Origin of the sequence: Nocardia mangyaensis (assembly GCF_001886715.1) — a bacterium.
GTDB classification, from domain to species: Bacteria; Actinomycetota; Actinomycetes; order Mycobacteriales; family Mycobacteriaceae; genus Nocardia; species Nocardia mangyaensis.
This window is the reverse complement of record NZ_CP018082.1, coordinates 5,835,983-5,855,104: the sequence shown is the minus strand read 5'-3', so window position 1 is coordinate 5,855,104 and position 19,122 is coordinate 5,835,983. Positions and strand designations below refer to the sequence as shown.

Here is a 19,122-nt window from a genome sequence, read left to right as displayed (position 1 = left end):
GGCAGAGGCCGCGGCTACCTCACATCCACCCTAGGAAGGCGTTTATGCATTCGGCCGACATCAGTAGCCGTGCCCTTCGATTCTTCGAGAATCGCGGTCACACCGTGGTGCCTTCTGCACCACTGATCGCTGACGACCCGACCCTGCTGCTGATCAACGCCGGCATGGCACCGTTCAAGCCGTACTTCCTCGGCGACGTGCCACCGCCGTATCCGCGGGCCACCAGTCTGCAGAAGTGCGTCCGAACCGTCGACATCGAAGAAGTCGGCAAGACCAGTCGTCATGGCTCGTTCTTCCAGATGTTCGGCAACTTCTCCTTCGGCGACTATTTCAAGGAGAAAGCGATCCCCTTCGCCTGGGAGTTCATGACAACATCGGCGGTCGATGGCGGCCTCGGGTTGCCCGAGGACAAGCTGTGGGTGACGGTGTACCTCGACGACGACGAGGCCGAACGCATCTGGCGCGACGAAATCGGCGTGCCCGCCGAGCGAATCCAACGCCTCGGAATGTCGGAAAACTTCTGGTCGATGGGAGTGCCTGGGCCATGCGGACCGTGCTCGGAGATCTGCTTCGACCGCGGTCCCGCGTTCGGCCGCGACGGCGGCCCCGTCGCGAACGACGAACGCTACCTGGAAATCTGGAACCTGGTGTTCATGCAGAGCATCCGGGGGGAAGGACCAGTCAAAGAGGGATACCCGATCCTCGGTGATCTGCCCTCGAAGAACATAGACACCGGGTTCGGGCTCGAGCGGATGGCCGCGTTGCTCCAGGACGTCCCCACGATCTTCGACATCGACACGACCCGTCAAATCCTAGACCTGGCTGCGACACTCAGCGGCGCCAAATACGGTGCCAGCGTCAAGAACGACGTCTCACTGCGCGTGGTGGCTGATCACATCCTGACCAGCGTGATGCTGATCGGCGACGGCGTCACGCCGTCGAACGATGGCCGTGGCTACGTGCTGCGTCGCATTCTCCGGCGCGCGGTGCGCATGATGCGTCTGCTCGGATCCAACGACCCCGTAGTCCACGAGCTCGTCGCGAAAACAATTCAGGTCATGGGCACTGCCTACCCTGAACTCGTTAGCGAGCACGAGCGAATCGACCGGATCGCGGTGGCCGAGGAAGCGGCGTTCGTCCAGACTTTGAAGGCGGGGACCACCATCTTCGATCTGGCGGCGTCCGAAGTACGCGCCAGCGATGAACTTATCCTGCCGGGCGACAAGGCATTTCAACTCCACGACACCTATGGCTTCCCGATCGACCTAACCTTGGAGATGGCGTCCGAGGCGGGCTTGTCGGTCGACGAGACCGGCTTCCGGGAGCTGATGGAAGAACAGCGCGCGCGAGCTAAGGCCGACGCGGTGAGACGAAAGACCGGCGGTCACGGCGACAGCGGTGTCTACCGCGACCTGCTCGCCCTCGGCCCCACCGAGTTCACCGGCTACACCGCTCTCGAATCCGAGGCGGTCATCCGCGGCCTGATCCGTGATGGCGAGCGCGTTCCCGCCGCGACCGAAGGGGACCTTGTCGAGATCGTTCTCGACCGCTCACCGCTCTACGCCGAATCTGGCGGTCAAGTCAGCGACGCTGGCTTCATCATTGCCAGCGGCGCCGACCTGGAGGTCCTCGACGTTCAGAAGGTCGCCCGCAAACTGTGGATCCACCAAGTACGCGTCAGAAGCGGCGAAGTGACCGAGGCGCAGAATGTCCTCGCCAAGGTTGACCCTGAGTGGCGCATCGGTGCCCGCCAAGCCCATTCAGGGACGCACATCGTTCACGCTGCGCTTCGCCAGGTCCTCGGCCCGACCGCACTACAGAGCGGCTCCTATAACAAGCCCGGCTTCCTTCGACTGGACTTCTCCTGGACCGGAGCGCTGTCACAGGAAACCCGCAGCCAGATCGAGGAGGTCTCCAACCTGGCGGTTCGCCGAGACCTGCCGGTGGCGGTCGAGTACATGCCTCTGCGCAAAGCTCGCGAGATGGGAGCTCTCGCGCTGTTTGGCGAGACCTACGACGAAGCGGTCCGGGTGGTGGAAATCGGTGGGCAGTGGTCTCGGGAACTCTGCGGCGGAACGCATGTGTCACATTCATCGCAGGTCGGTCCGCTGTCGCTGATCAGTGAGTCGTCGGTCGGATCGGGGCTTCGTCGCATCGAAGCTCATGTCGGCATGGATGCGCTCCAATTCCTTTCCGCCGAGCGGGCTCTCGCTGTTTCGGTCTCTGACCTGCTTCGAGTGCCCACGAACGAGATCGCTGATCGAGTGTCGACGCTACTTAGTCAGCTCCGAGATGCGGAGAAGGAGATTGAGCGGTTCCGGGCAGTTCACCGTCGGCAGCAGGCGCTCCAGTTCGTGAATGATTGCGAGGCCATAGGCGGCGTCAGCGTTGTCGCGGAGGACCTGCAGGATCCAGCGACCGGCGATGACCTCCGAAGTCTTGCGCTCGAGATTCGCGATCACATGAAGGATAGGCCTGCCGCAGTGGTCCTAACGGCACTTGCCGACGGCAAACCGATCGTTGTGGCTGCCGTGAACGAACAAGGTCGTCAGCTCGGGCTGAAAGCCGGAGATCTCGTCCGGACGGCGGCCACGGTCTTGAAGGGCGGTGGCGGTGGCAAGGCCGACATTGCGCAAGGCGGTGGTACCGATCCGCTCGCTACAGCACCGGCGATTCAAGAGGTTCGCCGTGTGATTGGCAGTGCGCTCGCGCCGTAGCGAAGCGGAACATCGCGGTCGGACGTGCCGCCACAATAGCGAAGCCGCGCGGTCCTGCGCGGAGGCGGCCCACCAGCGAGAAGCTCGTCGGTCTCTGCGGTCATACAGGCGCGGAGCAGGAATAGGACGCCTGCTGCCCGGTGCTGTCCTCGTCTCGTAGCGGCCCCAACCCATTGTTTGGTGTCTTTGCGCGCTAGTGGGGCAGTTGGCCGATGGCGGCGTAGGCGGCCAGGCCCCAGGTGTCGGGGTGCCGAGGCCGCAGGGCGTCGTGCTCGGTATCGGTGGGCCGCCACCGGTGCGGTGCGATCAATCCGGGATCGGCGAGCCTGTAGGGGGCCAGCATCGTAGTGATCGCGTCGCGGTTGCGCGGGTGAAAGGCGATGCCCGCGTTGTCCAGAGCTGCGACGGCGCTGCTGATGTCGTTACCGGCGATGTCGTCGGTGATGTGGCTGAACACGATCCAGGTTCCGGGACGGAGCTGGCGAGTCAGGGCGTCGATAACGGCGGGGGCGTCGGCGAGGAGTTCAGCGGTCCCGGACAGGCAGACCGCCAAAGGCTCGGGGGTGTCCATGACCGCGGTGATCTCGGCGAGGACGGCGGTGACGTCGGTGAGGTCGACCTTGGCGACGGCGTTGTTCGGTTCGGTCAGCAGTGCCTGGGCGTGGTTGACGGCGAGGAGGTCGTTGTCGACGTAGAGGATGCGAGCGGTGTCACTTGCGTGGTTGGCGATCTCCCCGATGTCGGGGTACAGCGGGATGCCGCAGCCGAGTTCGACCACCTGGGTCACCTGAAGGTTGTGGCTGAGGTATTCGACCGCGCGCCGCGCGAAGCGGCGCGCTTCTGCCATGGCGATCGCGAGCTGGCTGTCCAAAAGGGGCTTGGCGATCACATGATCGATCTCGTAGTGGTCTTTGCCGCCCAGCAGGGCGTTGCACACGCGGGCGGTGTTGGGTCGGCTGGGGTCCAGCACTGTCGGATTGGGGGCGGTCATGTCCTGTCCTCGCCGGGGGGTGCCGCGAAGCACCGAACAAACCTTCTGGACGCCGTGACAAGGGATTACGACGTCGGGGTTGTGCGGGGGCTTCGCGGTCGGTCGGTTGGATCAGATGCCGGACTCGGTGTGGCTGGCCAACGCCCGGGCCAGGATGGCGTGGGCCTCCTCGCCGTAGACGGCCGTGGTGGCGAGCAGGTCGAAGGTTCGTTCGACCAGCTCGACGACGTCGGCGTCCTCGAACGGATCGATGATTCGCTTGTTGTCGGAGTCGGTGGCGTAGCTGAATTCGAAACTGTCTGCTGGGGCCAGGAATTCGGCGTTGAGCGGAATGATGCCGATGCGGACGTGTGCGCGGGCGGTCAAGATGTTCATGAGGTGTCGGATTTGGGTGGTCATCACCTCGGAGCTGCCGACGGTGACTCGTAGCGCGGCCTCGTCGATGAGCATGTGAAAGTCGTACCCGGGCTCGTCGAGCGCGGTCTGGCGTTGCAGACGCGCGAGCGCGAGGGCCTCGCTGTCGTCGTCCTGTCCCGCGTCAAGTAGTTGGCAGGTTTTCGGTCTCTGGAAAGTTGGGGATTATCGGGTCGACCAGGCCGCGATGGACTTCGGCCGGCCGGTTCCAGGCGATGGCCTCGTGCGGACGGACGGTGTTGTACTCGACGCGGTAGGCGTCGGCGTGTTTCACCAGGTCCAGCACGTCGTCGATCTCTTCGAGGAACAGTCGCTCGTACTTCAGTGATCCGAAGCCGCGTTCGCGTGAGCCGTTCTGGCCCGGCGTCCTGACACGAGTGCGGACGTGCCGCAGCTCGGGGTGGGCGGTGATGAACGCCTCGAACCGGAACGACCGGAACGGGCCGCCGTTGTCGGTCACGATCGTCACCACCGGAACGATGTTGCCGTCGCCGTCACGGGCCGCAGTCGCGGCCAGCGGGCGGCCGAACGCCTGCTGATAGTCGGCCAGGGCGAGCTCGATCGCGGTGATCGCATCATGCTGGTTCGCCGTCGGTGACACGTGCCACGGGTGTTCGTATTTGGACCAGTAGTCCCGGCATCCAGCGATCCGCCACGTGCCGCCGGTGGTGGTCTCGAACTCGCTGAAGTCCAGCTGCCACACCTGGTTCGGGCCGGTCGGCTCGACCGCGAACGCGGCCTTGCGTCGCGCAGCGAGCTGGCGGCGCTCCCGCTGATACGCCGCCGGCAGCAGCAGGCCTTCATCACGCAGGCATCGCAGCACCGTGGCCTGTGACACCCGATGCCCGTCGTAGCGGCACATCGCCCACACCTTGCGGTGTCCCCAGGCCGGATGCGCCAACGCGTGCCGACGCACCGCGGCGCGGACGTTCTCGCGGGCCGGCCGGGGCCACGGCCCGACCGGCGGGGCACCGGTGCGGGCGCGGGCCTGCCGACGGCGCCAGGTCCGTTCGGGCACACCGACCACAGCACAGAACCTCGTGGTCGGCATGCCCGCTTCGACGCGGATCACCTCGAGGTCCTCGAAGGGCCCAGCCGGCCCTCCGCGGACTTCTTCCACACCCGCGCGGCCAGGTGCGCTTCACCCAAAGCCTGTGTCAGATCAGCGATTTCGGCCTCTAGTTGCTGTTCACGTGTCGACCGGCCCGACTTGCCGGCCGTCAAACCCGCCCGGCCCGCTTCCAGGAACTGGCGCTTCCAGTTCCCTACCGACTGCTCGGACACCTTCGCTCGCCGGGCCGCTTCGGCCACGGTGAGCTCACCGGCCAGGACCGACAACACGATCCTCGCCTTCTCCTCGGCCGGAACAGCCGATGGTTTCGCCATGATTCAGACTCTCTCACTGGTCAGGCCCGCAAACAACGGGCCCTGCCACAAAGTCTGACGCGCGACAGTCCATGCCCATCACGGCCGAGCATCTGTCGAAGAACGCACGGGCGTAGTCGTGGGTCTGCAACAGTTCGGGGAGGAGCTTGGTGCTGTAGGAGCGCTGATTGATGGTGTCGGACTCGCTAGCGATCAGAAAGCGCTGCAACGTTTCCGGCCCGCCATCGGCGGTGTCGTACCGGCTCGTGTTGACCATAGTTCTAACCTCTCCAAGTCATTTAGTTGGTTGAGATTCAGTGGAGGGTTCCACCGGGTGTGGTCGGGTTGGCGTCCCCGGAGACCGGGAGGTTGGTCGGCCTCCGGGGACGTTCCCTACCCTCGGACCCGACCGGCTCGGGGGGTCGCCGGATGTCGCCCGAGGTATTCGGTTGGTCTATGCAGGGGTGGCGGTGATCTCGCTGATCAGGGTCGCCCCTTCGAGGGTGCGGGTAGTGATCGTCTGTTCGGCGATCCAAGGTTCGATACCGGGCCGGAACTCGCCTACGGTGACCTTCCACCGCGCCGCATCGCCGAACGAGCCCAGCAACGAGATACTGACGCAGTGGCGGGTTTCGGAGGGAACGGCATCGATGCCGGTTTGCAAACGGTCACCGGCCGCGATGACCGAGTCGGGGGTGAGGAATCGGCGTGCTTGCTCGGCGGAACGATCCACGTAGTAGGCATGGTTGAACCCAAAGATCGCGGCCGGACCGTTCGTGGTGTCGCCGGGACCGGACCCCGTGAACAGGTCTGGGTCGGTGGGTGGCTCGCACCCGGAACCGGTCGGCTGCGTGCTCCCGTCCGGGGCGGTCACGACCGCGATCACGGCTAGCGCGGCGAGCGTGCCCAGCACAGCCGCCGCTACCCAGCGGTGGCGGTGTGAGCGCGCAGTGGAGGAGACGTTTGTCGTGTCGAACTGTGCATACATGGCGTTCTCGGTTCCTTCGGTGGATCTCGGAGGTCGGGTGGCCCCGGTAGTCGCCGGGAATCGACTCCGGGGCTGCCTCGGCGCGGGGCAAAACCTGGGTGAGCTGCGTCTGGTCTCACCAGGCCGTCGCGCCAAGGTCATTCGGGTGGTCGGAAGGTGCGCTGTGCGGGGGTCAGGGCTGTAGGAAGAGGCGCTCGCTAGGGAGGCGGGGCAACCCGGCACAGTGGCCGGGGTACACGGCGACGGTTCCGGGGCGGCGGGCGGCTATGTCGCAGACGAACACAAGGGCGGCGGTCAGACACGCGGCGAAATAGACCCGCACACCCGACAATTCGACGGAGAGTCGAATGTCGGGTTCATCAGGACATGGTGACCGGCCGCCGTTGTTCATCGTCGGGTCTGCCTCAAAAAAGATAGGGCGCGTGCGATCACCACGGCCCCAGAGGGACGGAACGTACTGATCGCCGGAGATACCCACGTGCGCACCATCAAAGGGTCAGGTGCCGGAGAGGGCAACGCGATATCGCCTTCGCGGATCACTACCACCCTCGCTTCCCATAATCGGGCCACGTCGCCGGGATCGCCGATCGGCCGGATATCCGACCTCACGAGGAAGGTCCACATCTGGGCGCGCGGGTGCCCGATGATCGACAACGGTGTGACCCCGCTCCCTTCGAGAGCGGTTTTGACCTGCTGGGCGAGCTGGGTCGGCATCATCACCGCACCGATCAGCCCGGCGCGCATCGTGATTCGCCCTGTTGTCGCGTCGACTACGGTCGGTAGTGAGCACTCGTGCCGGTAGAACTCACATCGCGATCGGGGTGTCTCGGTGAATGCGGAGACAGGCGGACTGATCTGTGTCATCGCGGCTCCCTGGAAGATTCGATCTCGGCGGGGCCGTTGCTCTCAGACGGCGGTGTCGTGGATGAGGTCGTGAGCCAGCCGGCTACCTTCATCGCTTCGAGCGCGTTGGCAAGATCGGTGAGGGACCGGGTGAAAGTGTGGGTGGCCTCGATATGCGCGACAACCTTCACCGAGGATTCCTCGATCTCTCGGCCTCGTTCGTCTGGTAGCGAAGGCTCAGCCTTCAAACCCGATGTGAGCTCGCACTCCTCGGTCCGCGTCCCGTCCTCCTGCAAACCCAAACCCATCGCTTGCGCCCCTGCCCTCGTGGCGGTGTGAAACCGCCACCTCTTCGGTACCGGTGATGGTTGAAATTCTGATTCAGCAGGGATGGTCTTGGGTTGATCGCCTGGTAATCGCCCGGTGATCATCTAGTACGCGCACACCGGCCGCCGGGCAGCCAGCATCCCCATTCGGGCCGTAGCCTGAAATCGTGGATGAAACTTCGCCGCGTACACGCCTCGAGCAATTGGTGATCCGAAAGAGGCTCACCACTGCCGAGTTCATGCGCGCCTTCAATCGAACTGCTACCGCACTGGCGGACGAAACGCAGGACGAGACGACTCAGATTTCCTGGCCCCAGGCCCGCCGATGGATTCGGGGTGAACTGGCGGGCTTGCCGTACCCGATTGCTTGCCGAGTCCTCGAGAGAATGTTCGCCGACGACGCCACCAGCGTCGAGGAGTTGTTCGGGCCGCCGATCGCAGAGGAGACACGACCAGATGTCACGAAACCGACTGTTCCACAAACGGTATCGGCGCGCGACAACTCGCCGCGCGAGACTTCCTCATCGAGTGTTGGAATCGAGGAGATGACGAACATGGCGGCTGCTGAGTCTGCGGCATTCGGTGCGTTCTCAGAGCAGTCGAACGTAGGCCCGCATACTCTTGAGCAGTTTCAAGAGGACCTCAAACGCATCGTCTCCGTCTACCCCAACAGGCCGGTGTATCCGTTGTTCATCGAGTTGCGTACCCTTCGGGATCGCGCGTTCCGACTGCTCGAAGGGCGCCAACCACCTGGTATGACTCGCGATCTGTATCTCGTCGCTGGAACCTTGTGCTCAGTGCTCGCAAATGCCAGCTTCGACCTCGGCAACATTCGTGCGGCAGAAACACAGGCGCGCACAGCCTATCTGTGTGGTGAACTCGCTCAGCATAACGGGCTGAGGGCATGGGTCCGCGGTCTGCAAGCGCTCATCGCCTATTGGGACGACCGATGTGTCGAGGCAGTAGATCTTGCTGTTCAGGGCTGGGGCTTCGCACCCGAATCAGGGACCGCGCGCGTCCGTTTGGCTGCCACAGAAGCCCGCGCCCGCGCCCGCATGCGTGACACGCACGGGACCGAGGACGCCCTCGCGCGCGCTGAGCGCGCCCGCGAGGCGGTGCTCGGCCCGGACGCTCCCGGCGGAATGATGGCCTTTCCGGAGGCGAAACAGGCGTACAACGCTGCCGAAGCACATCTGTGGCTCGGAGGCGATGCTAATTACGCGGCGGCTGAACGACTCGCAGAGCAGTCTTTGCAGCTTTACCTTGCCGATCCGCCCGAACTTCGCCGCCTCGGCGAGATGTCTTTGGCGAGACTCGATCTCGCAGTTGCGCGATTGCATCGCCGGGATCTAGATGGCGCTGCTGAGCAGATTGAGCAGGTCCTCGAGACGGGTGGGCAGCGACGTATCGAGACGTCGGCCGACGTCTGCTTCAGATCAGCACCGCACTGGAGAGACCGCACCTTCAGACCTCGGCTCTCGCCGGGAGTGTGCGTGAGCGCATCAAAGATTCCCCGTTCAATAGCGGCCGTGCGCTCGGTCCGGGACGATCACAGTCATGATCATCGGCCTACTTCATCCCGGCAACATGGGGTCTGCTGTCGGTGCGCGCCTGGTTGCCGCTGGCCACACTGTCCTGTGGCATACGGTCCATCGCGGGAGCGACACTCACCGACGTGCCGCTGCCGCTGGTCTCATGCCATGCGAAGATCTGGCCGCTCTACTCCATCGCGCGGAAACGGTACTTTCCATTTGCCCTTCCTCCGCCGCGATCGAGGTCGCAGAAGCGGTCTCCGAGCACAATTATCACGGTGTATATGTCGATGCCAACGCGATCAGTCCACAACAGATGGAGCACATCGCTGCGCTGCTCAGCGGCGCTGGTGTGGTTGTGGTCGATGCTGCAATTGCCGGGCCACCGCCACGTGATGGGCGGTCGGCGAAGTTCTTCCTGTCAGGCCCCGATGAGGCCCGGGGCCGCTTCCGAGACCTACTTGTAGACGATGCGGACCTCATGGCCGAAGAACTCGGCGAAACCCCCGGCACCGCAAGCGCTCTCAAAATGGCTCTGATCTCCTACCAGCGGCCCGCCCGGCTGATCGCCGCCCTCTCCTACGGTCTTGCCGACCACTATGGAGTTACTGAAGCGCTCATCGCCGAGGCCGAGCGCACCGACATTGCGATCCTGTCCGACCGCAGTGCCCTATCTGGTGTCGCTGCCAGAGCGTGGCGTTGGCTCCCGGAACTGCACGAAGTCGCGATCAGTCAGGACAGTGCCGGACTACCCACCGGCTTCACCGATACCGCCACGCAGCTCTACGAACTTCTCGCCGAATACAAGGATCAATGGGACATCGCGCCCGAGCTCGTCATCGAACGCATGATCCAGCGTTGAAATCGTTCCATCAGCGCGGTTGCTGACCACCGACTGAAGGGCAAACCATCCGTGGACGGAGATCGTTCCGCTCCATCGACGGGTACCAGCAAGGACTCAACGCCTCGTGCAGTTTGTCTCCACATCGACGATGCGGAGACAAACTGCACGAGGCGTTGAATACCCGCCACCGGCTGCACGAGGCTTCCTGCCTGTCCTCGCGCGCTTCGTGTTGCGTGGCAGCCTCAGCAGGCGATCGCGGCTGTGCTGTAGAGGCCGTGGACGATCAGGACGGTGGAACATGTTCCGTACTCGTTGATTTCGAGGTTGAGCGCGAGCGGTTGTCTGATGCCGGGTATCCGCAGGCGCATCGGTGTTGTGCGGGGCCAGTTGTAGCGGACTTGCATCGGGGTGCCGTCCCAAGCGTTGCGGAAGGCGATGTCTTTGCGCAGTGTGTAAAACAGTTCTTGGGCCCGGGGATCGTCGCGGTAGCGGGCGAGCACAGTGCGCAGGTTACGGACGAGGTAGAGCAGTTCGCCGTGCCAGCCGTAGACGCGGTCGCGGGCGGCAGGGGTGAGCATCCAGCGAATGACGTTGTGGTCGGCCTTGTCCAGGCCGGGCATTATCCGGTGCAGGACCTCGTTGCCCTGCAGGACTGTCTGGAGCGGGTCGAGGTAGCCGCCGAGGATCTCGTGCTGGTCGAGGTAGTCGAGGTGGGCTTGGACTCCCTGATCGGTGAGGCGGCGGCGCAGTTCATCGGTGGACAGCAGAAGGCCGGAGGGCTGCATCAGCTCTTCCATATGCCGCCGTTGTGCGGGTGTCAGGCCGAAGAACCAGACGAGTTTGTCGAACACGGTGGAGCCGGGCATCTTGCGTTGCCAGATGAGCTCGTTGAGGTGAGTGCTGCTGATTCCAGCCTTTTGGGCGGTGGATTCGCGGGATAGGTTGCGGTTGTGGCGCAGGTATTCCACCGAGTCGTGGAAGTCGGGCATCCCGGGTAGCAGAGGCGGGTTGAACATGTCATTGGCCTCGCGTGTGCGGTGGGATGAGCACGATGTCCACCACGCGCTGGGCGCGAGGTCCGGGTTTGGCGTCGTGATGGCTGGTGCGGGTGGGGACAGCGGTCATTGTCTGCTCCTGTGTCGGTGTTTGGTTGTCTCGCCGTGTATTCGGTGAGATGGGTCGTTGTTGAGCGGGGTGGGTCAGTGTTGGGTCGGTGGGTCGCAGGGGTCGCGGTAGCCCATGCAGAATCGGAGATCCGGGGTGTCGTTGGTGCCGAGGTGTGTATAGCCCTTGGCGCCGAGGTGGATCCGGACGCAGTACAACTCTCCGGTGTCGGGTTCGCGGAGTCGGAGAGGTTCCTCGGTCTGGTAGCCGTAGGCGACCCCGATCCTGGTGTTCCACAGCTCAGTGAAAATGACTGAACCGCACAGCTTCTCGAACAGGGCCTGTGCCTGTGGGGTCTGGCGGTAGACGCCGAACCGTCCAGATCCTCATCCGCTCGGCCCGCCTCGACCTGACCGAACACATCACCGGCCTGCACACCGCCGCCGCCCAGATGTCACCCGACCTCGCCGCGGCAGCACTCGACCACGCCGACCACCTCACCGAACTGGCCGCCCGCGAGGACCCGGTGCACCGGCAAGTGCTGCTCGTGTGGCGTGAACGCACCGAGGTCCCGCCCACCAGCGGGCTGCGTGCCCGGCTACTCGGACAGCGCCGGTCCCGGCGCACGCTGTCAGGTGGTGTGCGCCGGGCGGCTGAGTCCCGGCTGCTGCGCCGGATGAACGAGGCCGCCGATGTCCTATCCCCGCTGGGGATCTCGGTGACCGGCCTCGACCACGACGCCGCCACTGCCGTGCTGGCCAGCTGCACCAACCCCGAGAGCCTGGTCTCGGCCGCCGCCGACATCACCCCCGCCGACACCGTGATCACCACCGACCCCGATACCCGAACCCCGGACCCGTTCGCCGGAGACGGTCTCGACCGGTTCGCCCCGGAATCGGTCACCATCGGCACCCGGCACCTCGAGGTCGGCTCCGATTGGTGCGCGACCCTCGCGGTCACCGGATACCCGCGCGAGGTGACGGCCGGCTGGCTCGCGCCGCTGCTGTCACACCCCGGCAGAGTCGAGGTCGCCGTACACGTCGAGCCCGTTGACCCGGCCACCGCCGCTACCCGGTTGCGGCGCCAGCAGGCACGCCTCGAATCCTCCCGCAGGCAGGACCTCGGGCGGGGCCGGTTGACCGACCCGCAGATTGACGTCGCCGTCGAGGACGCCGCCGACCTGTCGGCCCGGGTTGCCCGCGCCGAGGCACGCCTGTTCCGGGTCGGGGTATATCTCACCGTCCACGCCGACTCGGAAACCGAACTGGCCGACGAAGTCGCCGCCGTGCGGGCGCTCGCGGCGAGTCTGCTCGTGGACACCTGCACGCTGTCCTACCGGGCGGCGCAGGCGTGGGTGACCACCCTGCCGCTCGGGCTCGATCTGATCGGGGTGCAGCGGACCTTCGACACCACCGCCCTCGCCGCGGCATTCCCCTTCGACTCACCCCAACTCCCTGCCGCCGATCCCGCCCAGGCCGACCGGCCCCAGGGCATCCTCTACGGCCGCGACGCCGCTTCGGGCCTGCTGTTCGTGGACCGGTTCGGCCCCGAGGCCCACAACCACAACCTCGTCGTGCTGGGCCGCTCCGGCGCGGGCAAGTCGTATCTGGTCAAAACCGAGATCTTGCGGGCGCTGTATCGCGGGATCGAGCAGGTCGTCATCGATCCCGAGGACGAATACCGTCGCCTGTGCGAGGCCGTAGGCGGTGCCAACATCCGTCTCGGCGCACCGGACGTGCGGCTCAACCCGTTCGACCTGGAAGTCCACACCCGATCCGACGGTCACCGCAGCGCCCCGGCCGACGCCGTCCTGCGCCGCAAGCTGTTCCTACACACCCTGATCCAGATGCTGCTGGGGGACCAGACCGCCGCCCAACGGTCGGCCCTGGACGCCGCGCTGGCCGCCACCTACACCGCCGCCGGGATCACCGACGACCCCACCACCTGGACCCAGCCAGCGCCCACCCTGAGTGACCTGCGTGACCAGCTCGACCAGCTCGGATCGGCGGCCGGGACCGAGCTGGCCGCCGGGCTGCACCCCTACGTCGGTGAGGGGGCCTACGCCGGGCTGATCGACGGGCCCACGACCACCGAACCCGAGGGCGGGCTGATCGTGTTCTCGCTGCGGGAGCTACCCGACGAGCTGAAAACCATCGGCACCCTGCTCGTGCTCGACGCCACGTGGCGGCAGGTCTCGAACCCCAGCCTGCGACGGCCCCGCATGATCACCGTGGACGAAGCATGGCTGCTGCTGCGCCAGCCCGCCGGGGCGGCGTTCCTGTTCCGGGCGGCCAAGAGCTTCCGCAAGCACTGGGCCGGGCTCACCGTCGCGACACAGGACTGCGCGGATGTGTGCTCGACCGAGCTGGGGCGAGCGATCATCTCCAACGCCGCGACCCAGATCCTGCTGCGTCAAGCACCTCAGGCTATCGACGAGGTCGCTACCGCGTTCCACCTCTCCGATGGTGAGCAGCAGTTCCTGCTCTCGGCCGCACGCGGTTCGGGGCTGCTCGCGGTCGGCGGCACCGACCGTGCGGTGTTCGGGTCTCTGGCCTCGCACACCGAGAACGCGCTCATCACCACCGACCCGAGCGAACTTGCCATCAGGAACGACGAATCCGACACCGACATCGAGATCGATGCTACGGCGCCGTTTCCCGCGCTCGCAGAACCCGACGAGCCCGCGACCAGCAGCGAAGGCGACATCGGTGCCGACGAGCAGGAAGAGGTGATGCGCGGCGGCCGCTTGGCCTGAGACCGAATCCGACTCGTTCGTGCCATCGAACACCGTCGCATCCGTCGTCACTGGACCGGCAGCGCCGATCCGCTGCGCCCGGCAACCCGACCGTTCGTAGGGCGGTGGATTTCACCGCTGCAATGGCCGCTGGGCGCGAAAACTACACGGGTTCGGCCCCGGGTTTCAAATCGGGAAACGCGGCGGCAGAAATGTTGCAGGAGAGGGTAGTTGACGACTCGACGCCTACGGAGCGTTCATGGACCCGTTACACGGAAATCCGTCCGTCTAAACCCCATACCCGCCAGAACGCAAACACCTTTACCTCGGCCGCTTAAACCGGTCGCCGGACGTCTTTATGGAAGGAAAGCGATATTTATGGATGACGAATTCTCAGCCAGGGCAATAGTCACACCGTTACACCAGCCGAAACCCTCGCAGCGATCGGTGACGGGCGGCGGCAGGCATGGGCCAACGGAGATTGATCTGACTGCGGGCATGGGCTCCAAACGCTGGCTTACCCGTAAAGAAGCTGCCGATTACTTGGGCATCCACCCCCGAACACTGGCGAACTGGGCCGCAACAGGGCACGGCCCGCGCTACTCGAAGCCGTCCGGCAACTCGTGCATGTACCGACTCGATGACCTGGATGCATACCTCCAGGCGCGCATGGTGCACACCGAGGACCAGCCCGAAGCTGCCTGAGCAACAACACGGAGATGAATGGAGAACACCTGTGCCACGACCAGTTATCGAACTCGGAAGCTACGGCGACATCGGTACCAAGAAGAAACCCGACGGCACGTGGCGGGCATGGGCCACTTTCCGCGGATACGACGGCAAAAGTCGACTTGTGGACGCCCATGGGCAGACGGAAAGTAAAGCCAAGGCGGAGTTGCGGAAGAAGCTGACGGCCCGTCAGAAGCAGTACAAGGGCCGTGCGCGCAGCAAGATCACCCGCGACACCCGCCTATCGATCCTGATGGATATGTGGCTCGCCGAGGTTCAGCAGGACGAGGGCGTGGATCAGCAATCCTACGATCGGTACCAGGCGGAGATAGATGCCAGCACGGACAAGCGTGCGAAGAGCGACACAATCAAGCTCCGGCCTTCACTGGGCAATCTTCGTGTGTGGGAGGCGGATGCAGGCCGACTTGACGAACATATACAGGCCGTCGCGGCGGCAGGACTGATGTCGAAGGCCCGCCGCCACAAGGCAATTCTTACCGGAATCATGGGTCTGGCAGTTCGATACGGTGCTCTGCTCGAGAACCCCGTGCGTGATACCGCCCGCCTGCGTCAACGTAAGGCCAAGCCGCAGATAATCGAACGCGAACGCCTGGTCGGCCTGCGCGAGCAACTTCGAGAGTGGTTGGCAGGTAACGAAATTCCAGGAACTCCCGCTTACACGCACGGCCCGAAACGTGATCCACTGATCGTAGATATCGCCGATCTGATTCTCGGCTCGGGCGTGCGTCCCGGAGAAGCCCTCGCGGCGTCCTGGGATCAGTTCGACCTTGAGTCGGAACCTCCGACATTCACTCTCGCAGCGACTGTGGTGAGGCTCAAGGGTAGCGGACTGTTCCGGCAGGAGTGGACGAAAACCGCTGCGGGACACCGGAGTGTCGCCTTGCCGGGGTTCGTCGCCGACATGCTGAAGCGGTTGCGAGATGATCCGATGCACGGGCGGATGTGTGCGGTGAAGGCACTGCGTGAGGTGGGCGGCAGGGTGGTGGAGGTGGACGACAAGGTGCCTCTCGTGTTCCCCGGACGCGGGGGAGTGCTACGCGATCCACACAACTTCAACCGCACCTGGCGAGACGCTCGTGGCACCGTGTACAAGGATGTCACCCAGTACACATTTCGGAGGACAGTCGCCACACTGATCGCTGAGAGGGCGGACGCAAAGACGGCGGCGAAGCAGCTGGGGCAGTCCCGGGAGGCTGTCACAGAGCGGCACTACATCGCGTCGGCGGAACTGGCACCTGATTCGTCGGCTGTCCTGCAGGAGGGGCTGGGCAGGGACAGCTGATCGTGCGGACCGCAAGGATAAGACCAGCAAGGCTTTGCCTGGTACGCAAGTGTCCAGGCAAAGCGTTGCGCCTTCTCGGGTGCGATCCGAACTGACCCCGGGCTATTGAGGTTGGCGCCGTTGGACATTGCTCGTCGCGATGTCGCTTCGGCACCTCGGCCTATCTGGCGCCCTGTGTTATGAGCCGAACGAGAGAATTTCGAAAATATGTTGGACCATGCTTGATTAGTTGGCGGCAGATCTCATCCCAGTCCGGGCGCAGTTTACCCACCTGTGCAATTGCGTTGCGAATGTCGGTTGGGTCGTCATCCGAAACGATAAATCCACACCGAAATTCGGCGACAAGAGATGATACATGGCTATCGGCCGACACTATCACCGGCACATGATTGAGCAGGGCCTCGTGTACCTGAATCCCAAACTCTTCTTCGCCGAGACTCACGAATATGTCAGCTTCGCGCAGCGCCCGTCGAACCGATGTTGTCGACAGTGAACCTACTGCCCGAATGTTGGAATATCTCGAAATCTCATCGCGGAGCGACGGCAGGCCGCGCCCGTCACCGATTACCAGCCAATCTGCGCATCCGTTCGAGAGGGCGGAGACAACAACAGACATGCGCTTTCCTTCGACAATTCTCGACACAGAGATAGCCAAAGGTCTAGCGCGACGAGGGATCACTCGTCCATCACCACGGCTTGACGCAGGCATCCGTAGAGGGGGCGTTATTACCACAGCATCGTGCCTACCATAGTACTTCTCAACCTTGTTTAGCGTGAGTTCACTGTTGCACACGACCGATGATGCTCTCCAGACTGACTCGAAGTCTCTCTCGCGACCCCTTACCCATTCATCCCTAGGGAAAAGACCGCGTTCCCAGGGGACTTTCTCAGGTTCCCACCAAAGTCGTGGCACCGCGTGCACGTAGACAACCTCTTGCTTGGTATCCACGGCGAAATACCCGCTGAAATGATGATGGCTTCGCACTACGATCGAGGAATATGGGACTACCGTATTGCGCGCAGCATCGACTATTCCTCCTATGGGTTCCGTAAACAATCCAAAGTAGTCTCTATCCGTGTCCGTTTGGCGAGTTGCTTGAATCCTACCCGGAAATAGCCGATGCCACCTGGGATGAGCCGCTGCGGTCCACAGCTCACGAGCGTCTACTGCCCACATTATTTGGCGAACAAGATTTTCGGCGCCCCCTCGTGGATGCAGCCATTCATGAGCAATCAAAACCATTGCGCGACCAGCCTCCAGAACATAGTTGATACGTTCTCCGATGAATGATTGTCAATCGCATATCGATAATTGGCTTCGCGCATTCGAATCAAACCTTCTGATGATGAGCGCAGGGCTCGAATCTTTTCGTGAATCTCCGCTGATTTCTGATAAAGGATCACTCCTTCCGATTTTCCTTTCAGATCCTTATGTCCCGGGCTATCTGAAAGGAGTAATGCGCAGCCCGACGCCATCGCCTCGATGGCAGCGATAGGTCCGGTTTCGAACCTGCTGGCGCTGATATACGCATGATACCGGCGATAGATTTCAAGACGCGATGGCGAGAGATTGGCGGGCAGAGAGTGTAGAGAAACGCCATCAACGTTCTCAACGCTTCTAACAAGAGTGGGACTACAACTTCCCGGTACGTATATATCGAGAGATGCCATCGTGTCGAGATGCATTTCTTTCCAGGCTCCAACAAGCAGAGGAATGCCCTTGTACGGTGCGTCGCGGCCTAGGTACGCAAATCGCAGACGACCTCCATTTTCGATCGATAGCGCGGACGGGGCGCAGAACGTGCGTTGATCAATCGGGGTCGGTATAGGGGAACCAGTCCATCCTTCGCCGTGATCGACCACCGTCTTTCCCACAGCAGCATTATTGGGAACGATGAAGAGCAGTTTGAAGCGTCGGACGGGGCTTAAGAGCTCTATGAGCTCCTCCGTGCTGTGTGTCTCCCACTCGGGAAGCACAACCTGGGGAATCGAGTGCGGCAGCGCTGCCATCACCTCGATCGACCGTAAACTGACCTGGCGGTCACGGCCGTACCCGATCCACACGGCGATGTCACCCTGCTGGGACATCTCGAAGGCCGAATCCGGTTCAGAGCTATGGCTAACCAAGACATTCTTGTCACGCGACAGCGCGACGCCTAGCGCCTGCGCGTATGCGAAAAGACCAGAATATTCTAGGTTCATTGGCGATATGCAATGCACTCTGCGGACTGCAGTCATTTATACAATCTATCTTCGACTCGTTTTATCCTGTTGTGTTGCGCGCCATGGATGTTGGCCAAGCTACGCATTTCGTTCAACACCGCGTCCGCCTCGGAGATCGAAGTCGATGATCCCGACGCGATAAGGACGTTGATCGTTACTTCAAGCAATTGCAGGCGCTGAACTATCCTTGGTCCTTCGTTGATAGCCGAGGAAACTATGTCCGAAGCGCGCTGGATGTCGAGTTCGGACCTAGGTATATCTGTCGCTCGCAACGAATCGGCTCGCTTAATCAACGCAGCAGCACCAAGGGTCGCGCTGTGACTGCTGACGATGTCGTCCACGACCTTCTCCGATATCAAGGAGAGAACGTGATCGTGATCGTTGCGCGAGGCGGCGATCGATGAATGCACCAATGCTACGCGTGCGCGTTGCGCGTCAGTGACCGCCAGGTCCCACGCTGAGGAAATCAGCGATTCGGCCATCAGCCCCATCGAGAGGTTGTTGGCGGCATTGGCCATAATATCCAGTGTGCGCCGTCTCGTCTGAAAGCTATCGACCGAGTCGCAGTCAGCAGTGATCTCGATCACTTTGAATCCAGATGTCAATGATCGGCCGAGTTCGCCGATATCGCGCTCGAAATGAGCCCTGGCTCGCCAGTAGTGCGCCAATACTTCAAGGATCGCCGGACTCGGGTCGGACCTGACGATTTTTTCAGTTAGATATCCTAACCGCATCAACGATTGATATCCGGAATCGACCGATACCCCGTCACGTAGCACAAACTGCGCTACTTCGACAGCGGAGTGAAGCGATTCCGTTCCCAGCCTCACTTCTGCCGAAGATAGCGAGTGTCCATCGTTTTCGTCATAGCGCGATGGATCGGTAAGGAAATTTGAGCTGTTGGTGTCTGCGTAGCTGACATAGTTCAGAACATAGATGCCGCCCCCGGCCTTGTTTCGGGTAACCGTTACCGATGGTAGATCTGTGACATCTTCTACTTCCTCTTTTT

The 19,122-nt window shown here is 63.0% G+C and carries 19 protein-coding genes; 5 read left to right on the top strand and 14 right to left on the bottom strand.

From position 1 onward, the window contains the following. Nucleotides 1-44: 44 nt before the first annotated feature. Nucleotides 45-2,717, top strand: coding sequence for an alanine--tRNA ligase (gene alaS / locus BOX37_RS26685; RefSeq protein WP_071930035.1), 2,673 nt, complete (start codon nucleotides 45-47; stop codon nucleotides 2,715-2,717). 193 nt (nucleotides 2,718-2,910) lie between these two features. Here alaS and BOX37_RS26680 read toward each other — a convergent pair whose 3' ends face one another. The 10 genes from BOX37_RS26680 to BOX37_RS26635 all read right to left on the bottom strand — a co-directional run bounded on the left by BOX37_RS26680 (nucleotide 2,911) and on the right by BOX37_RS26635 (nucleotide 8,984). After that, nucleotides 2,911-3,708, bottom strand: coding sequence for an SAM-dependent methyltransferase (locus BOX37_RS26680; RefSeq protein WP_071930034.1), 798 nt, complete (start codon nucleotides 3,706-3,708; stop codon nucleotides 2,911-2,913). 111 nt (nucleotides 3,709-3,819) lie between these two features. Continuing rightward, nucleotides 3,820-4,203: a Scr1 family TA system antitoxin-like transcriptional regulator gene (locus BOX37_RS26675; protein ID WP_240505461.1), complete on the bottom strand. Its 384-nt coding sequence runs from the start codon at nucleotides 4,201-4,203 to the stop codon at nucleotides 3,820-3,822. Nucleotides 4,204-4,246: 43 nt separating this feature from the next. Beyond that, a complete protein-coding gene (locus BOX37_RS26670; RefSeq protein ID WP_240505056.1) occupies nucleotides 4,247-5,194 on the bottom strand; it encodes an integrase core domain-containing protein in 948 nt (315 codons plus the stop codon). Next, the gene (locus BOX37_RS26660; RefSeq protein WP_071930032.1) at nucleotides 5,191-5,508 is read right to left on the bottom strand and encodes a helix-turn-helix domain-containing protein; all 318 of its coding nucleotides are present in this window, start codon (nucleotides 5,506-5,508) and stop codon (nucleotides 5,191-5,193) included. Before BOX37_RS26660 ends, BOX37_RS26670 begins: the two co-directional genes overlap by 4 nt. A 13-nt stretch (nucleotides 5,509-5,521) precedes the next feature. Then, complete coding sequence (locus tag BOX37_RS26655; RefSeq protein ID WP_071930031.1) at nucleotides 5,522-5,764, bottom strand: Scr1 family TA system antitoxin-like transcriptional regulator; 243 nt, start codon at nucleotides 5,762-5,764, stop codon at nucleotides 5,522-5,524. A 177-nt stretch (nucleotides 5,765-5,941) separates the two neighbouring features. Beyond that, entirely contained in the window at nucleotides 5,942-6,475 is a 534-nt protein-coding gene (locus tag BOX37_RS26650) for a DUF8176 domain-containing protein (protein ID WP_071930030.1), read from the bottom strand. Between the two features lie 387 nt (nucleotides 6,476-6,862). Next, nucleotides 6,863-7,219, bottom strand: coding sequence for a hypothetical protein (locus BOX37_RS26645; RefSeq protein WP_084760148.1), 357 nt, complete (start codon nucleotides 7,217-7,219; stop codon nucleotides 6,863-6,865). A 116-nt stretch (nucleotides 7,220-7,335) separates the two neighbouring features. Next, nucleotides 7,336-7,509 (bottom strand): hypothetical protein, encoded by a 174-nt coding sequence (locus tag BOX37_RS34350; RefSeq protein WP_156910551.1) that lies wholly within the window; start codon nucleotides 7,507-7,509, stop codon nucleotides 7,336-7,338. Between the two features lie 433 nt (nucleotides 7,510-7,942). Then, nucleotides 7,943-8,200 (bottom strand): hypothetical protein, encoded by a 258-nt coding sequence (locus tag BOX37_RS34345; protein WP_156910550.1) that lies wholly within the window; start codon nucleotides 8,198-8,200, stop codon nucleotides 7,943-7,945. Nucleotides 8,201-8,645: 445 nt separating this feature from the next. Beyond that, the gene (locus BOX37_RS26635) at nucleotides 8,646-8,984 is read right to left on the bottom strand and encodes a hypothetical protein (protein ID WP_071930027.1); all 339 of its coding nucleotides are present in this window, start codon (nucleotides 8,982-8,984) and stop codon (nucleotides 8,646-8,648) included. Between the two features lie 217 nt (nucleotides 8,985-9,201). Here BOX37_RS26635 and BOX37_RS26630 point away from each other — a divergent pair, with 217 nt between their 5' ends. Beyond that, nucleotides 9,202-10,038, top strand: coding sequence for a DUF1932 domain-containing protein (locus tag BOX37_RS26630; protein WP_071930026.1), 837 nt, complete (start codon nucleotides 9,202-9,204; stop codon nucleotides 10,036-10,038). Between the two features lie 224 nt (nucleotides 10,039-10,262). Here the strand turns inward: BOX37_RS26630 and BOX37_RS26625 are convergent, their stop codons facing one another. Continuing rightward, the gene (locus BOX37_RS26625; RefSeq protein ID WP_071930025.1) at nucleotides 10,263-11,036 is read right to left on the bottom strand and encodes an MmyB family transcriptional regulator; all 774 of its coding nucleotides are present in this window, start codon (nucleotides 11,034-11,036) and stop codon (nucleotides 10,263-10,265) included. Between the two features lie 437 nt (nucleotides 11,037-11,473). On the opposite strand from BOX37_RS26625, the gene BOX37_RS26620 reads away from it, so the two are divergent. The 3 genes from BOX37_RS26620 (at nucleotide 11,474) to BOX37_RS26610 (ending at nucleotide 15,890) form a co-directional block, all read left to right on the top strand. Continuing rightward, entirely contained in the window at nucleotides 11,474-13,879 is a 2,406-nt protein-coding gene (locus BOX37_RS26620) for a VirB4 family type IV secretion system protein (protein WP_071930024.1), read from the top strand. Between the two features lie 357 nt (nucleotides 13,880-14,236). Further along, nucleotides 14,237-14,563 carry a helix-turn-helix transcriptional regulator gene (locus BOX37_RS33505; RefSeq protein WP_084760146.1) on the top strand — a complete coding sequence of 109 codons (327 nt, stop codon included), beginning with the start codon at nucleotides 14,237-14,239 and terminating at the stop codon, nucleotides 14,561-14,563. 31 nt (nucleotides 14,564-14,594) lie between these two features. Continuing rightward, nucleotides 14,595-15,890 (top strand): site-specific integrase, encoded by a 1,296-nt coding sequence (locus BOX37_RS26610; RefSeq protein ID WP_167659988.1) that lies wholly within the window; start codon nucleotides 14,595-14,597, stop codon nucleotides 15,888-15,890. A gap of 160 nt (nucleotides 15,891-16,050) precedes the next feature. Here the strand turns inward: BOX37_RS26610 and BOX37_RS34745 are convergent, their stop codons facing one another. From BOX37_RS34745 to BOX37_RS26595, 3 genes are all read right to left on the bottom strand, one after another. Further along, nucleotides 16,051-16,599 carry a glycosyltransferase gene (locus BOX37_RS34745; RefSeq protein ID WP_276207218.1) on the bottom strand — a complete coding sequence of 183 codons (549 nt, stop codon included), beginning with the start codon at nucleotides 16,597-16,599 and terminating at the stop codon, nucleotides 16,051-16,053. A 524-nt stretch (nucleotides 16,600-17,123) separates the two neighbouring features. Continuing rightward, nucleotides 17,124-18,128: a glycosyltransferase gene (locus tag BOX37_RS26600; protein ID WP_084760139.1), complete on the bottom strand. Its 1,005-nt coding sequence runs from the start codon at nucleotides 18,126-18,128 to the stop codon at nucleotides 17,124-17,126. Continuing rightward, nucleotides 18,125-18,943, bottom strand: coding sequence for a hypothetical protein (locus BOX37_RS26595; RefSeq protein WP_156910549.1), 819 nt, complete (start codon nucleotides 18,941-18,943; stop codon nucleotides 18,125-18,127). The genes BOX37_RS26600 and BOX37_RS26595 overlap by 4 nt, the downstream gene beginning before the upstream one ends. Between the last annotated feature and the right edge of the window lie 179 nt (nucleotides 18,944-19,122).